The organism is Massilia sp. DJPM01 (assembly GCF_030348125.1).
GTDB classification, from domain to species: Bacteria; Pseudomonadota; Gammaproteobacteria; order Burkholderiales; family Burkholderiaceae_D; genus Telluria_A; species Telluria_A frigida.
In genome coordinates, this window is the sequence record NZ_JAQOZV010000093.1 from 1 (window position 1) to 13889 (window position 13889).

General features: G+C 61.9%; 15 protein-coding genes and 2 pseudogenes. 12 read left to right on the forward strand and 5 right to left on the reverse strand.

Annotated elements, in window-relative coordinates; genetic code table 11:
- Nucleotides 1–225 precede the first annotated feature (225 nt).
- The 3 genes from PO883_RS32520 (at nucleotide 226) to PO883_RS32530 (ending at nucleotide 1676) form a co-directional block, all read left to right on the forward strand.
- Complete coding sequence (locus PO883_RS32520; protein WP_289313469.1) at nucleotides 226–678, forward strand: antirestriction protein; 453 nt, start codon at nucleotides 226–228, stop codon at nucleotides 676–678.
- A gap of 73 nt (nucleotides 679–751) precedes the next feature.
- A complete protein-coding gene (locus tag PO883_RS32525) occupies nucleotides 752–1318 on the forward strand; it encodes a hypothetical protein (protein ID WP_289313470.1) in 567 nt (188 codons plus the stop codon).
- A 40-nt stretch (nucleotides 1319–1358) separates the two neighbouring features.
- Nucleotides 1359–1676 carry a DUF3085 domain-containing protein gene (locus tag PO883_RS32530; protein ID WP_289313471.1) on the forward strand — a complete coding sequence of 106 codons (318 nt, stop codon included), beginning with the start codon at nucleotides 1359–1361 and terminating at the stop codon, nucleotides 1674–1676.
- 594 nt (nucleotides 1677–2270) lie between these two features.
- Here PO883_RS32530 and PO883_RS32535 read toward each other — a convergent pair.
- Complete coding sequence (locus PO883_RS32535) at nucleotides 2271–2837, reverse strand: hypothetical protein (protein WP_289313472.1); 567 nt, start codon at nucleotides 2835–2837, stop codon at nucleotides 2271–2273.
- 11 nt (nucleotides 2838–2848) lie between these two features.
- Nucleotides 2849–3343: a helix-turn-helix domain-containing protein gene (locus tag PO883_RS32540; protein ID WP_289313473.1), complete on the reverse strand. Its 495-nt coding sequence runs from the start codon at nucleotides 3341–3343 to the stop codon at nucleotides 2849–2851.
- A 723-nt stretch (nucleotides 3344–4066) separates the two neighbouring features.
- Here PO883_RS32540 and PO883_RS32545 point away from each other — a divergent pair.
- The 4 genes and pseudogenes from PO883_RS32545 to imuA all read left to right on the forward strand — a co-directional run bounded on the left by PO883_RS32545 (nucleotide 4067) and on the right by imuA (nucleotide 5935).
- Nucleotides 4067–4510: a hypothetical protein gene (locus tag PO883_RS32545; RefSeq protein ID WP_289313474.1), complete on the forward strand. Its 444-nt coding sequence runs from the start codon at nucleotides 4067–4069 to the stop codon at nucleotides 4508–4510.
- A 105-nt stretch (nucleotides 4511–4615) separates the two neighbouring features.
- Nucleotides 4616–4774, forward strand: a pseudogene (locus PO883_RS32550) (cell division protein); the annotation flags it as partial.
- Between the two features lie 149 nt (nucleotides 4775–4923).
- Nucleotides 4924–5118 (forward strand): annotated as a pseudogene (locus PO883_RS32555) (hypothetical protein); the annotation flags it as partial.
- Nucleotides 5119–5185: 67 nt separating this feature from the next.
- Nucleotides 5186–5935: a translesion DNA synthesis-associated protein ImuA gene (gene imuA / locus PO883_RS32560; protein WP_289313475.1), complete on the forward strand. Its 750-nt coding sequence runs from the start codon at nucleotides 5186–5188 to the stop codon at nucleotides 5933–5935.
- On the opposite strand, the gene PO883_RS32565 is transcribed toward imuA, so the two are convergent.
- The gene (locus tag PO883_RS32565) at nucleotides 5932–6606 is read right to left on the reverse strand and encodes an SOS response-associated peptidase family protein (RefSeq protein ID WP_289313476.1); all 675 of its coding nucleotides are present in this window, start codon (nucleotides 6604–6606) and stop codon (nucleotides 5932–5934) included. The genes imuA and PO883_RS32565 overlap by 4 nt on opposite strands.
- A gap of 748 nt (nucleotides 6607–7354) precedes the next feature.
- Here PO883_RS32565 and PO883_RS32570 point away from each other — a divergent pair.
- The 5 genes from PO883_RS32570 (at nucleotide 7355) to PO883_RS32590 (ending at nucleotide 11918) form a co-directional block, all read left to right on the forward strand.
- Complete coding sequence (locus PO883_RS32570) at nucleotides 7355–7798, forward strand: antirestriction protein (protein WP_289313477.1); 444 nt, start codon at nucleotides 7355–7357, stop codon at nucleotides 7796–7798.
- Between the two features lie 138 nt (nucleotides 7799–7936).
- On the forward strand, nucleotides 7937–9865 hold the full coding sequence (locus tag PO883_RS32575) for a ParB/RepB/Spo0J family partition protein (protein WP_289313478.1): 1929 nt from the start codon (nucleotides 7937–7939) through the stop codon (nucleotides 9863–9865).
- Nucleotides 9866–9959: 94 nt separating this feature from the next.
- Nucleotides 9960–10514 (forward strand): hypothetical protein, encoded by a 555-nt coding sequence (locus PO883_RS32580; RefSeq protein ID WP_289313479.1) that lies wholly within the window; start codon nucleotides 9960–9962, stop codon nucleotides 10512–10514.
- 21 nt (nucleotides 10515–10535) lie between these two features.
- Nucleotides 10536–11201: a single-stranded DNA-binding protein gene (ssb, locus tag PO883_RS32585; protein ID WP_289313480.1), complete on the forward strand. Its 666-nt coding sequence runs from the start codon at nucleotides 10536–10538 to the stop codon at nucleotides 11199–11201.
- A gap of 138 nt (nucleotides 11202–11339) precedes the next feature.
- Entirely contained in the window at nucleotides 11340–11918 is a 579-nt protein-coding gene (locus PO883_RS32590) for a hypothetical protein (RefSeq protein ID WP_289313481.1), read from the forward strand.
- 496 nt (nucleotides 11919–12414) lie between these two features.
- On the opposite strand, the gene PO883_RS32595 is transcribed toward PO883_RS32590, so the two are convergent.
- Both PO883_RS32595 and PO883_RS32600 read right to left on the reverse strand, forming a co-directional pair.
- Entirely contained in the window at nucleotides 12415–13215 is an 801-nt protein-coding gene (locus PO883_RS32595) for a hypothetical protein (RefSeq protein WP_289313482.1), read from the reverse strand.
- 225 nt (nucleotides 13216–13440) lie between these two features.
- On the reverse strand, nucleotides 13441–13889 hold a 449-nt coding region (locus tag PO883_RS32600; RefSeq protein WP_289313483.1), incomplete at its 5' end, for a hypothetical protein.

A 13889-nucleotide genomic window follows, 5' to 3' on the forward strand; every position in this document is an offset into this window, starting at 1 on the left:
AATTCAGCCCCCCTTGAAGGGTGAGGGGGGCTTGCTTGGGGATAAACGACGGAACGGGCTAGATACAGCGGCCCGTTACCTTGCTGCCTTGGACCCCACCCATCCCCACCCTGCCCGTGAGGGCAGGGCTTCCCCACCCCCCGCCCGCCCAGGCGGGAGCGAGAGAGTTCGAGCGAGAGGATCGATTTCCGAACCTCCACCACTCAACTTGCCAAAGGGGAATATATGGAACACGCAACCAATACCGGGTCGGTGCCGCACTCGCTGGACTTGCGGATTGTCGCCGTAGCTATCGACGACGAGGACGAGCGCTTGAAATGTCTCACCGATATTGCCGGGCCGAGCATCATCAAGACCGTTCGCTTGGAACACGCATTTTTCAATGCGATGCACCTGTTCGATGAAACCTACCACGGCGGATGGTGGAACTTCTTCAAGCTGTCGAACGGCGGTTTCTACGTCGCCCTCAAGAACGACAAGCAGTTCCACATGGTTTCGCCAAACGGTTTCGAGTGCGACGTGGACGCGAATACGGCGGGAATCATCGTGAGCGCGTTCGCATACAGCAATCTCTCGTTCGGGCCGAATGGCGAAGCGTTTGGCGAGGAATACCACAAGCTGGCCGACTTCATTTTCCAGCACCCCGAGGCGGGCACGATCCGCGCAGCGCTCGATTAAACCACCCGCGCGCCTGTCGCGAGGCGGCGGGCGCGCCAATCCTACCTACACAATTACCGCTGGAGATCTATCCATGAAAACCGTCTTTGTTACCGCATCCTTTATGTCCCTCGGCCTGTGCGAAGGCACCGGAAATGGCTTCTTCGACCGCGTCCTCGACCACTGGGACAATGGCTGCTACGAATTGATCGACAGGATCACGAGCTACGCCCCGTACACGTGCGCCCTGATCGCGGCAGGCTACCAGTCGGCGGGGGCCTTTCCCGGCGTGGCCGACTACGAAATTTCGGAAACCTTCGGCGTTTGGTTTGGTCAGGAAATCCTCAGCACCGATGAAGCGGGCATGGACCCGGACGAGGGACGTTGCCAAGCGAAGCTACTCGAATTGATCATCGCTTTTTTCGAGCAGGGAATGGATGGCGCGGACACGGCCACGGGCAAATACGAGCGGGCCAAGCTGCGCGAGGCGCTGGCGGACGTGCCGGTCAAGTGCGAGCCTGCCACCCTCCCGGGCGCGGTCGCCCAGTTGGTGCTTGAACTGGACAGGATCGGATTCGGCACCGACTACCCGATCAGCGGCGCGATGTGCGTTGACGTCGTCAACGAAAACCTGTCCACGCTGCGCGAGTTCATCGCCTAGCGACCCACATACAAGGAGCATTCCTATGCCAAGCCTCATTTTGAACCGCGCCGCCATCGACAAATTCGCGGCCTTCGTCACCGAGCATTCGATCAAACAGATTTTCATCGCGAAGGATCACGGCGCGTACGTTGGCGCGAGCATCGGCGAGAAGGTCAATTGTATTTTCTACTTCAAGGGCTGCGACCCCGCGAAGGACAAGGACTATTACGATACGGCCCGTGCGAAGTTCGGCGGCGACGATTTCGGGGAGCATCTTGACGCGAGCGCCGTCATTGCCGCCGCCGCCGATCCACGAGTGAAGACGATGAAATTCACAATCACCGCGAGCAGCATGAAGGTCGAGTCCTTCCGCTGATCGCCAATGGCCGATGTTCCAGCGTGAACGGGACACCGGCCAGATCGCGCGGCGTGGCAGAGCACGTTTTTGCGGCGGTGAAGTGACTTTCGCGCGCGAAAGTAGGGCGGTTGCGCTGGCGGCGACTACTTCGGTGAAGTCTGTGGGGGATAGAAAGAACCGGGTGTCCATGGAATAGGGGAGAACAGGGAAAACGGAAAAAAATAGCACGCTAAAGTTTTCCATGCGTTCGTAGCGGCCGCGCCTAGGTTCCCAGCCAGTCACCAATCACACCAACGTCAACGGCGGGCACGCCCTACGCCGAACTCGCCCGGACGATACGGCCGTCCGCCCCCGCCCGCAAGCGGTTGCCTTCGGCAATTTTCTGTCGAATCTGGTGACGTCGGCCGGTAGCCGGCGCCGCGATCCTGTCACCAAGTCTGTAGATTTCGCGGAGGCAAAAATAGCAGGTATCCCGGTGCGGGGCGCACACGCCTCCCAGGAGGGGGTCGACATGTCTCAAATTTGATGTATAATTGCGTCCAAGTCGCATACATTTCGTCCCGTATCCCGTCAGCAGAGTGGGCTCTTACCGTGGAATGTAGGCGACTATTTTCATTTCTGGCCAACGACTTTTAGGGCGGGCACGACTACAGCGGTCACGACCGCCGCATCCGACACCACCACCGCGGGCACCACCGCCGACTTGGCTTTCCAGAGCAGCAAACCTTCCCGCGTCCACCGGTCCTCGATACTTTCGCCTGTCCTGGTCTCCTTCGCGTACATGCTCGCTATGTTGTTGTAGGCAGTGCCGACCCGGCCGCCCATTTGCCTGTTCGGGTGGATAGCGATGATAATCGGGGCCATATTCTTCAGCTCGAATGTAACAACCGCCGAGCCTGGATTGTCCTGATGACCCTTGAAAACCGCCTTTGGCGATTCGAGCAAAGAATACAGCCGCTCTATCGTACCCTTGGGTATGCCATGCTCGAAAAGCACCTTGTCTACCACCTTCCCCAGGATGACCAGCTGAAGGTTGGGCATCCCCAGGTCGAGCAGGACTTGAGGCGTCGGCCCAATCGGAAGGATGACCTGATGGTTTGTATGCTGCTTGGCATCGCCATCGTGCATCATTGACTTGATGAGCAGGCCGAGTGCCGTTTTGTATGCTGGGTTCTCCATCGTGTGTGCCTTTACTGTCCGACAACTTTAAGTACAGGCTTTTTGCGGCTGACACGGCTCGCCTTGGCGACTCGATTGGCTTCCTTGACCTGGATTTCCTCTTGGGCGAACGGCTGCAACGCGGCGATCAAGCCCGTGAAATCATAGATGTTCGTCAAGTTCCGGTCCTTATCGACGCGGCGCTGCACTCGGGCAATGAAGTTCGCCTTTTCCATTTCAGCGATGCGACGGCGGATAGTAGATTCGTCTACGCCGATGATCGCTGCCATCGTCTTCTTGGAAGGATAGGGCAGGGTGTCCGCTGTCCACCAGTACGTCAGCAGCACGAGCAGGATATTGATGTGAATCGGTTCGAGTCCGAGGGCCTTCTGACGCGTAATCAGGGTGCTAGGAAGAATCGTGTAACCGGCGTCGATCAGCTCATTGCCCCATTTCTTGCGGCTCTCTTTTTCCTTTTCCTTGGTCGCCAACTTGGGTGGTACGTCGAGTTTTACGCTGTCGTTCATGATGGTGTTCCTGTTGCAATTTGGGATAACGCAGTATGACCTATCGCAACATGGAACAGCAACCGACGAAACGGTCGGCTGGGCGGCATCCCCGCACCCCACCCTATTTATATATATTCTGTCTACTTGTCCTATTCATATTAATTATGATCTTATCCTGGTTAGTGAGGCGTTTTGGCCTCCCAAGTGCCAGGTGAATGCGCCGCCCACCTGGGGGGCAGAAATGAACACCTATCAGCCGAAAAAATATGCCATTTTCCGTGCAAAATACAATCTGCCGCAGCGGCATGGTGACACGGAGCCACCTGCAGCAGCTCCGCGGCGTCACCAAGTCAGGCGGCGGGTATGACCTCAAGCGGTAGACTCTAACGCTTAGCGTGCTATTTTTTCCATTTTCCCTCTTCTCCCCATCTAAGAAACAGCCGGTAATACCTGGCGGGGAACATCGCTCCACAGCTCCACAGCAATTCCATGCTGCTCAGACTGAATGCACTGTTCCGGACTTTGATGGCAAGGAACGGGACTCGTCCGATCAATGCCCGGGCGAACCGCGCAAAGTGACTTTCGCGCGCGAAAGTAGGGCTAGGGCGACGGTACGCGGCTGCGGTGACGGTATCGCATGGAGAGGCACCAAGTAGCGCGCCGCGCTACGGCGTACGCAAACATCGCCAGCGGCGGCGGTTTCAGGCATAACGTCGGTTCGCCCAACTCAGTGGAATTCCAATGATGTTCACGGAACGCACTTCGGCCTGGGCCAGTCTCCTACCTGGCTTGGTGCTGTCGGCTGCCATCGCCCCAAAGGACGCCTGGTTTCTGCCCAATTTCATTTTTTACATGGCCAGCCAGCTCGCGGTGCTCGGCGTGATCGCGGCCTTCCGGCCGCGCCCGGCCGTTGCGGCTGGGTCCGCGCTCGCGCTGTCGGCCTATCTTGCAGGCTATGCCTGCTGGGTATTCACCAGGACGTCTGCCGAGTCCATGGCTTGGCTCGGCTACCTGTTCGTCTTGCCTGGCGCGCTGCTGCCGATCGCCGGGGCCGTGGCTTGGCTGCGCGGCCGCACCGGCACGCCGGCGCCAGCCGCCGCGGGGCTTGCCGCCGCCGCTGCGCTGGCGGGCCTTGGCGTGGCGCAAGCGCTCGCCTGCAGCACCGTCATGTACTGCGTCGCATAATCGACCGGGTGCCGGCGCCGGCCGCGCCCCAGGCAAGACGAACAGACTTGCCACCGGGCGCCTTAGGTTGTACTGTATGGGCGCACAGTGTTGCCCGCCACCGCCATGATTTCGCAAAATGTCCATCCGCAGCCAGAAGAGTTACACCCGTCCCTGTGGCGGGCGTCGCAGCTGGCCCGCTGCACCACCCGCTGTATCGACACCGGCCATGCCTTATTGTCGAAGCAATTACCGAATGGCGGATGGCCGACCGGCACCCTGGTCGGCTCTGTCGCATTAGCAAAAAATATCACTACCTGTAGTGTTTTGTTACATTTTGCAGACTACATGTCGTAGGCAAATGAGACTTAAAAAAATTAATGCGACAGAACCAAGTTGCCCCACTGTGCGAGCACCAATCGTTTCTGGCGCCAAGCCAACAGGACGATACGACGTGGGCGAAAGTAAACCGCTTGGTCAAGGCTTGGCTGCCACCAGTTCAGATCCTTCATCCTCCTTGGCCAGTTGTGCGATTCACCGCCAAATACCCGAGGCAGGAGCCCGGTGCGCGAATTGCGCACGCCGGGATCTGCGCGGGGGGTGATCAGCAATGGTCATCCCTACCGTAACGATTGTAACTTCACTGGAGCTAAGTGGATACCCCTTATGGGCATACAGTGTTGCCCCGCCACAAACATGATTTCGCCAAATGTCCATCCGCAGCCGGAAGAGTTACACCCGTCCCTGTGGCGGGCGTCGCAGCTGGCCCGCTGCACCACCCGCTGTATCGACACCGGCCATGCCGTATTGTCGAAGCAATTACCGAATGGCGGATGGCCGACCGGGACCCTGGTCGACCTGCTGGTCCAGCAGCCCGGGATCGGCGAGATACGCCTGCTGGCGCCTGCGCTGCGCAAGGTCGCCCACAAGAGCGTGGTCTTCCTGCAGCCGCCGCATGCGCCGCAGGCCATCGCCCTGGCGGGCATGGGCCTGGCGCCTTCCCAGCTGATTTGGCTGATTTGGCTGAAAAGCGCGACCAGTTCTGACGCCCTCTGGGCGGCCGAACAGGTGCTGCGAAGCGGTAGCTGCGGCGCGCTGCTTTTCTGGAGCACGCATGTGCGACCCGAGAGTCTTCGCCGGCTGCACCTGGCGGCGCAGGCCAGGGAGACGCTGTTCTTCGCGCTGCGCCCCCTGGCGGCGTCACAGGACGCCTCGCCGGCGCCACTCCGGCTCAGCCTTCGACCGGCGCCGGGCGGCATCGAGATTGGTTTTCTGAAGCGGCGCGGACCGCAGCGCGACGAGCCGCTATTCCTGCCCCTGGCAGAACATGGCAAGGCGCTCTCCGATCGCCAGGTCTCTAGGCCCGCGCCAGTGGCAGCGCCGGCACCCACGCGCCTGGCGGCGGAAGCCGGCACCCGCAGCGCGCGCGAAGAGGTCGGCCACTAACCCGGCACCGGTTCCGCCAGGTGCCGATCCTGGTTGCGTACATTGCCGATCGCCTTGTCGACCATGTGCCAGGTAAATGCTTCGGCAGGCACCGCCAGGCTATTGAGAATGTGCGCCGCCTCGTCGGCCGGCAAGTCCGGTTTCATCCACATGGCCGCATCAGCGGCATCAAGGGCGATCGGACGACGGTCATGCACATCCAGCAGGCCGCCGTCGGCCGCCGCGGTCACGATGGTAAATCCATTGGCCGTCTTCGATTCCACATCGCCATGTCCGACCAGCGCCGCCAGGTATAACGGGGCCCCATCGGTCCTGTAAATATGCCATGGTTGCTTGGCGCCTTTTTCACCAGTCCACTCGTACCAACCTTTCGCCGGGACGATCGCGCGTCCGCCTTTGAGCAGGGGCTTCCAGTACCGATTCAGTATTTTGTCCAGCCGGGTATTGATGGCCATCGGGATTTTCCCGGACGCTTCCGCCCATGCCGAGCGATAGCCCCAGTGGACGTCGTCGATGAACAGCGCTTCGCCGTCGAGGTGCAGTATCGGCCTGTAGGTTCCCGGCGCCGCATTGACCTTGTCCTCGTCCTGGCTGCGGTTGAATACCTCGTCCGCCCAATCGAAATTGAGGATCAATCTGCTTATATCGTTCTGATCGAGGCGTCCGCACATTGCCTCATTCTATCGAAGGCTCGCCGTGGTACGCGCACTGCTGTGATGTAGATCCTGGATCCCTGTGGTTGCATGCCTTGACATCGAAAGGCGAAAATCAACTTCTGGGCCGAAACCCTTGTCTCTCGTGAACCGAGCCCCAATGAAGCCCGGGTCTCGGCCCTGCGGGCTCGGCCAAGCGGCCTTCCGCTTCGCTCCAGCACGCCTTACGGCGTTCGGCGACCTGTAGCTGCAGCCGGTCGACGCTCCCTGCCTGGCCCGCATACAAACACCTGAAGTGAGAACGACCCGCCTTCAAGCGTCGCGCCAGCAAACCCCCGCTGGCACGCCTCTTGAGCCGCCGCTTGCGCTGTGAAGCCGGCCGCGGCCCGTCCCGGAGTCGCCAGGTGCCGTCAAGGGCAGTGCCAGCAAAAAGCCGCTGTCACGGCCCTTGAGCCGCCGCTTGCGCTGTGAACCCGGCGCACCTGGCGCCTAACTGCACGTGGGCAGCACGGGCCGCGGACACCCGTTCCTCAATCCCCACTTCAGCCCCCCCTGGGAAGTGAGGGGGGCTTGCTTGGGGATAAACGACGGAACGGGCTAGATACAGCGGCCCGTTACCTCGCTGCCTTGGACCCCACCCATCCCCACCCTGCCCGTGAGGGCAGGGCTTTCCCCACCCCCCGCCCGCCCAGGCGGGAGCGAGAGAGTTCGAGCGAGAGGATCGATTTCGAACCTTTCACCTGATCAACTTCTTGAGGAAACCATCATGCATGCCATCGTCAACGAACACCTGAAACGTCCGCTGTTGAGCCAAGCCATCAGCGCCACATTGCTCGAAGATTCCGACCAACAACGTGAAGCCCTCTATGCAACGGCGGGAATCCGTAACGTGACATTGGAGAACATTGTTTTCGCCACGATGTGGACCATCGGCGTCGATTTTGAACTCGGCGCGTGGAACTATTTCCAGTTGTCGAACGGTGGCTTTTACATGGCTCCCAAGACTGACCAGACGGTCGATCTGGCGTGCGCGAACGGGTTTGAGCATGAGGTATGCGCAAACACGGCGGGCATCATCGTCACCGCCATGGCCTACAGCCGCCTCGCATTGCTGCCAAACGGCGATCGTTTTAACGATGCGTACCAACGTCTGTCCGATTTCATTTTCCAGCACCGGGACGCCGGGATCATTCGCGCCGCCCTGGACTAGAGCAGCAGGGGCGGCACCTTTGGTCCAAGTGCCGCCTTCCGCTCCGCAAGGAGCAAGTGGACCGACAGCAGGCCGTGGCGCGATGAGCAGATCGCGCAGCGGCCAACAAACCAAACCATCAGACTTTAGGAGCAGTATATGCAACTCGCAACCATCCAAACCCCTTTCGCCAATGGCGTCCCGCACCTGAACGCCATCGCCTCGGCCATCGCGGAACTGACCCAGCATGCGACCATGCGCACCGCCCGTTTCTGCGACATGGTTCGCAGCAAACTCAACGTGCGCAAGAAAAACACCGACATCAGCGAATTGAAGGCGCTGATCGCGGCGCAGGGCCTGCTGCAAAACCTCGTCGGCTTCATGCAGGTGGTCGATGGCAAGGAGACGGGCATCATTGAAATCGTCGCCGGTGGCCGTCGCCTGATCTCGCTGGGCGAGTTGATCGCCGAGGGCGTTTTCCCGGACGACTACGCGATCCCCTATCTGCTGGTGACCGAGGATGAAGCCGTCGCGATCAGCCTTGCTGAAAACTCGGGCCGCGAGGACATGCACCCAGCCGATGTGTACGACGCGATGATGGAACTGTCCAAGCGCGGCAAGTCGGTGGACGACATCGCGCTCCTGTTCCGGCTCGATCCGCTGACGGTCAAGAAGCGCCTCAAGCTGGCCAACATCGCGCCGCGCCTGCTCGACCTGTATCGCAACGAGCAGGCCAGCTACGACCAAATGCAGGCGCTGGCGATCACCGACGACCACGCCGCCCAGGAACAGGCGTGGGACAGCCTGCCGAACCATAGCCGCCATTCCAGCGCCCTGCGCCGCCTGCTAACCGCGCAGCAGGTCAACGTGCGTTCCGACCGGCTGGCGCGCTATGTCGGCGTGGAAGCGTTCGAGAAAGCTGGCGGGGTCGTGACCCGCGACCTGTTTAGCAACGCGAACGACGGCTACATCACCGACGTGGCGCTGTTGGAACGGCTCGTGCTGGCGAAGCTGGAAAAGCAGCGCGCCAAGCTGGTGAAGGAAGGCTTCGGCTGGGTTGAAATTCTGCCCCGCGCCGATCATTCGGAACTGTCTGCCTTCGGCAGCGTACGCACCAAACAGAGCGCACTCACGGACGAGCAACAGGCGCGGGTGGCCGAACTGGACGAGAAAATCGGCCTGCTGGACGAAGCCATGGAAGCGCTTGACGAGGAAGACGACGGGGACGAATACGACCGTCTGGACAAGGAGCGCAGCGCGCTCGATGCCGAGCAGCGCGCCATTTACAAGACCCGCGCCATGATCCAGAACGCCGACGACAAGGCGCTGGCCGGGGCCGTCGTCACGTTGGACGACTACGGCAACGTCGAGGTCAAGCGCGACGTCATCCGTCCTTCGGACAAGAGCAAGATGGTCAAGCTGGCCGACGACGCCGACACCGGGGCGGCACCGCGCCGCGTCAAGTCGATCCATTCCGACCGTCTTACGCATGAGTTGACTTCCCAGCGTACGGCCGCCCTGCAAGCTGAGATGATGGACCAGAGCGATATCGCGCTGGTCTACCTGACCTACACCCTCATGCGTAAGGTTTTTCCGGTCTATTCGGACGGCACGCTGGCGAAGATCAGCATCACCAAGCCAATGCTGGCCGAGGTGGCGAAGAAGAGCCGCGCCGCCGAGACCTTCCACGAGCGCCGCGAGCAGCTGCTGGCGCGCCTGCCGGACGACAAAATCGGGGGCGGCTGGCTGGAATGGCTGGCGAGCCAGCCCACCGCCGTGGTGATGGAAATGATGGCGTTCTGCGTCGCCAGCACGCTGGACGCCACCCAGCAGCGGGAAGGGGGCAATCCCCAGTTCGTCACGCTCGCCCAAGGTCTCAAGCTGGACATGTCGAAGTGGTGGAAGGCGACGGCCAGTGACTACTTCGGCCATGTCTCCAAGGAGCGCATGGTCGCCGTGGTGACGCAGGCAGTCTCGCCCGAGGCGGCAGTCCCCTTGGACAAGATGAAGAAGGCGGCGGCGGCGGAAGCAGCCGAACGCGCTCTCGCCAACGTGGCGTGGTTGCCGGAAGCGATGCGGGCCGAGTAGTGCCGACGCCCGGCACTGTGCCGGGCAATTCCATGTAGGGAGCGGCGGCGTACCCGCCGCTCACTTTCGCGCGCGAAAGTAGAGAGGATCGATCATGCGAACTCATTTTGATATTTTGACAATACCGGGCGGTGGCGTGGCAAAGGTGGACGCGCACCAGGATGCTGCCGATCTGATTGCCGTGAGGCTGGCCAAGCTGGAAGCGGTGCGCGAGCGGATGCGCAAGGTAAATACGCTGGTGCGCAACCGGAACGCCAAGGGCCTGAAACGCCTCGGGTATGCCGACTCCAAGGTGGCTCGCCTCCTGCAGCCCGACAGCGAGAACCGCTGCGCCTTCCACACCGACTACAAGCTGCGCACCAATTACCAGCAGATCGTGGCGCTGCGCCGCATGGCACGCGAACTGGAGTCCATGGATCGGATCGATGTGAGCATCGACCAGGAGGACTACCTGTACCGCGAGGACGCGAGCGCCCAGACGATCTCGTTCCGGTTCACGGCCAAGCCCGACAAGGCGCTGCGGGCGCTGCTGCGCCGCGCCGGCTTCATTCTCAGGCCGTCGCGCAACACCTACGAGCGCACTTTGGACTGCACCGGGATCGCGGCGGCTTCCCAGCTGCGCGACCACCTGAACAAGCGGATGCACTGACAGGCGAGCGGGGGAGCGATCATGGGCACGATCAATAAGGTCACATTGAAGGGGAAGCTTGGGAAAGAGCCGAGCTGGGGAGCGCTGCCAAGCGGCGCGCTGGCTTGCCGTCTCGTGCTGGCGACCACTGTGATCGAGGTGGACGAGGCCACCGGTAAGGCGCGCCGGAGCACCGAATGGCACAGGGCGGTGCTCGAGGGACGGCTCGCCGAGCAGGTGCGCGACGGGCTGGCCAAGGGCGACGACGTGTACGTGGAGGGCAGGCTCAAGACGCGCAAGTGGACAGACCGCCACGGCATCGTCCGCTACTGCACGGAGATCCTTGCCGACGCCGTCCAGGTGTTCCCCAAGGTTCGCGCCCAGGGCGCACCGATCATGGAAGACGAACTGATCGCCTGGGTGTCTGCTTACGACGAAGCCACCGCACGCGAAGCCGTCGCCGAAGCGGCGAAGGCAGCCGTGCTGTCTTTGCACCGGGCGGCTACACGGGCCCGTGCCCAGGCAGACGGCTTGCCACTAGCGGCGGCGCGGGGCGAGCGCGCTGGCCGCGCTCGCGAGGCAGCAGGGTGTATCCCGCACTACCCCTACCTGGTGGCGTACGGATCGCTTAATCATCCAACCCGACTGCGCGACAGCCTACTTATCCGGTTTGGCATGAAGCGGTTTTCATCCCGGCCTGCGTCCTAAATCAGCGTCTCCTGATTGTTTAATTATTCTCAAAAAAAGCATATACTTGTACGTCTGTCTACTGACGGTCAATAGCAAAACCTCTATAATACTTACATGGGTTGAAGCTTAATTGGTGGTCTTTTCAGGGAGGCGATTATGCGCGGATTGGATACTCGGGTGCTGCTGGCGAACGCACGGATCATGCAGCTGGTGGACATGCAAAAGGCGGCCGGTCTCATGGCTACGGTCGAGCGGCTTGCCGAAAAGGACGGCATGACGGATGCGGCGAACGGCATCCACACCATGCCGGTGATGTTCGATGATGAACTGCTGCTGGCCTCCCGGTGGTGCGCTGGGCAACAGCGCCACGCACAAGGCTTGGACAAGGCCCAGTGGCGCGCGCTGTGCGAGAAGCTGGCAGCCGACGCCAACCACGGATGCGGTCTGTCGTACGACTACTACGTCAGCCGCCTGAGCGCCGCCGTGGACCGGGCCATGTACGACCTGGCAGAGCACGAGCGCGCCGATGCCTTGGCTATCGCCATGGAATTCGGCTACGAGACGGTCAATGAGCGCGAGCAGACCGCCATCGACAATGCCAACGATGGTTACTGTACCCATGGCATCGAAATGGGCTGCTGCCCCGCTGGGTGCGACTACCCCGACGAGTATGTCGAATACGATTTTGACCCGGAAATTTGCCATGACGGGCAAGAGCGCTGCGTCGATGAGTGATCTGAAAGGGGCGCTCGGACACCCGACGCCTCAGTCTAGCCAAGGAGCGTAATCATGCATACTATCGAGAACAGCGTAGGCCAGCAGCTGGGCCAGCAGATTAGGACCGCCAGCCGGGAAACGCTGTCCCTGGGCGTGGATATGGACAGCCGCGGGCTGCACTGGCGGCTTGCAAGGGAAGTCCCGCCACAGCAGCGGCTTGAATTCGCCCTTGCGGTCTACTTCGCCCACGGGCTGTATGTGCTGGTCGCTGCCGAACGTGGCTTTCTGTGCGTCGAGCGGATCGCGCTGCAACTATGTCGGCAGCTGCGGGTGAGGACAGCGGCGGGCGCGGGAGCGCCATGCCGCCCAGGTCGGGCATATTCCCGGGGTGACGGGGGAAGCCCGGCTTTTTTGGGCGCGGTGATCAGACTTTCGCGCGCGAAAGTAGGGCAACCCCGAGAAAGGGCGCCTTCGGAGACCGTAACGCCACTCCTGCTGCACGACCCCGACCAGGCTAACGTTCCTGCGACTGGTCCTGATGCTGGCCGAGGCCTCGCTCGTCGCCAGCACGCTCCGGGAGGCTGTACATGATGGTGGCGACGGCGTTGAGCGCCAATCCCGCGCCGCCGGTTGCAAGCAGGCTGACATCGTGGATAACGTGAAGCGCCTCACCGATCTGCTGCAGGAGGTGGAATTCGCTGACAGCCACCACCCTGCCGACCGAGACAGCGGCGCCGGCGCCACCGACTTGCAGGATCGGGCCGATTGAGGCATTGCCGGCGATCACCTGGTACATCGTCCGCACTGCCTTGAATGAAGCAATGCGCGCCAGTCGCGGCGCAAGGATGCGCTGTGCCACCCACGTCGGCCTGGCGTCGAGAATCTTGACCTCGCCGGCCTCGATCGTCGCCGCCACGAACGGGGTCCCGGTGCTGTTGTCAATCGCGACGACACGGCGGGCGTTGTCAACCGCTGACGACATCCGCCGCACCGCATCGATCAGCCTGCGCTTGTCCTGGCGGCGGGCGTGTCGATCGAGCAGCAGCTGATCGTCATCGACACCGACCACGACCAGTTCCACCGCAAAGCCGCGCTCGGCCGCCCTGATCATCCATTGCACGACGCCGGCGTGGTCGAGGCTCGTCTCGACCGCGATCGACTGGTTCAGGGCGATGGCGCGCGTCATGGCGGCATCAAGCGCGTCCATCCCATCGAGGGAATCGACGACCAGCTGCACCGGGAAACCGTCCTCCCCCAGCAGCTGCTCGAGCAGAGTGGTCTTGCCGGCACCATGCAAACCTGCAATGACCGCCATGACCGGGGGCACTGGTCCTTCAGGGCCTTTCGGGGGCTTCATCATCGACCTCCTGGTGAATGGATTCGCGGCGGCCATCGGGGTAGAGCCTGTGCAGTGTTTCGCCATCCCAGACGGCGACGGTGCGACCGTCTGCAATTGCCCTGGCTGCTGCGGCTGACGCCGAAGCGACAAACCGGCAGAAGACGCGACGCCTGGCAAGCAGGTCGACCACGGAGGCGGTCATTACTTGCCCGTCTTTGCTTGGCCGACCGGCGCGTCGGCCGCTTTCGGCGCAACTCCAAACAGCTCGCGGGCCGGCTTCGGCAGCTTCGACCAGGTGCCATCGAGCAGCATGCCATTGTGCATCAGCCTGACCTGGTCGTCGGTCAGCTTGGGCGCAAGACCCTTGCCGACGGTGAAACCGCCGGCCAGACCGGCAAGCGCGCCCACCAGGAAGACAGCCGACGCTTTCCACCACAGGCCCCCAGGTGCCCGGGCGGCAGCTTCGCGCCGCACCTGGTCGAGGGTGTCGCTCGCCATCCGCGCAAATTTGCCCTGGATGCTGGCCAGCTCCTGCTCGCCCATTTTTTTTGCGCCGTCAGCGATCTGCTGGAAGGCGCTGGCCACCGACTTGTCAAGGCTGGCCGCCTGTTCGCGCTCCTCTTTCACCGCCTCTGCAAGCTGGGCCAGGC

Bases quoted from the DNA above. Each gene is read 5' to 3' on its own strand.
- PO883_RS32520 (WP_289313469.1), top strand. From the start codon at position 226: ATGGAACACGCAACCAATACCGGGTCGGTGCCGCACTCGCTGGACTTG.
- PO883_RS32525 (WP_289313470.1), top strand. From the start codon at position 752: ATGAAAACCGTCTTTGTTACCGCATCCTTTATGTCCCTCGGCCTGTGC.
- PO883_RS32535 (WP_289313472.1), bottom strand. From the start codon at position 2,837: ATGGAGAACCCAGCATACAAAACGGCACTCGGCCTGCTCATCAAGTCA.
- PO883_RS32540 (WP_289313473.1), bottom strand. From the start codon at position 3,343: ATGAACGACAGCGTAAAACTCGACGTACCACCCAAGTTGGCGACCAAG.
- PO883_RS32545 (WP_289313474.1), top strand. From the start codon at position 4,067: ATGATGTTCACGGAACGCACTTCGGCCTGGGCCAGTCTCCTACCTGGC.
- imuA (WP_289313475.1), top strand. From the start codon at position 5,186: ATGATTTCGCCAAATGTCCATCCGCAGCCGGAAGAGTTACACCCGTCC.
- PO883_RS32565 (WP_289313476.1), bottom strand. From the start codon at position 6,606: ATGTGCGGACGCCTCGATCAGAACGATATAAGCAGATTGATCCTCAAT.
- PO883_RS32570 (WP_289313477.1), top strand. From the start codon at position 7,355: ATGCATGCCATCGTCAACGAACACCTGAAACGTCCGCTGTTGAGCCAA.
- PO883_RS32575 (WP_289313478.1), top strand. From the start codon at position 7,937: ATGCAACTCGCAACCATCCAAACCCCTTTCGCCAATGGCGTCCCGCAC.
- PO883_RS32580 (WP_289313479.1), top strand. From the start codon at position 9,960: ATGCGAACTCATTTTGATATTTTGACAATACCGGGCGGTGGCGTGGCA.
- ssb (WP_289313480.1), top strand. From the start codon at position 10,536: ATGGGCACGATCAATAAGGTCACATTGAAGGGGAAGCTTGGGAAAGAG.
- PO883_RS32590 (WP_289313481.1), top strand. From the start codon at position 11,340: ATGCGCGGATTGGATACTCGGGTGCTGCTGGCGAACGCACGGATCATG.
- PO883_RS32595 (WP_289313482.1), bottom strand. From the start codon at position 13,215: ATGGCGGTCATTGCAGGTTTGCATGGTGCCGGCAAGACCACTCTGCTC.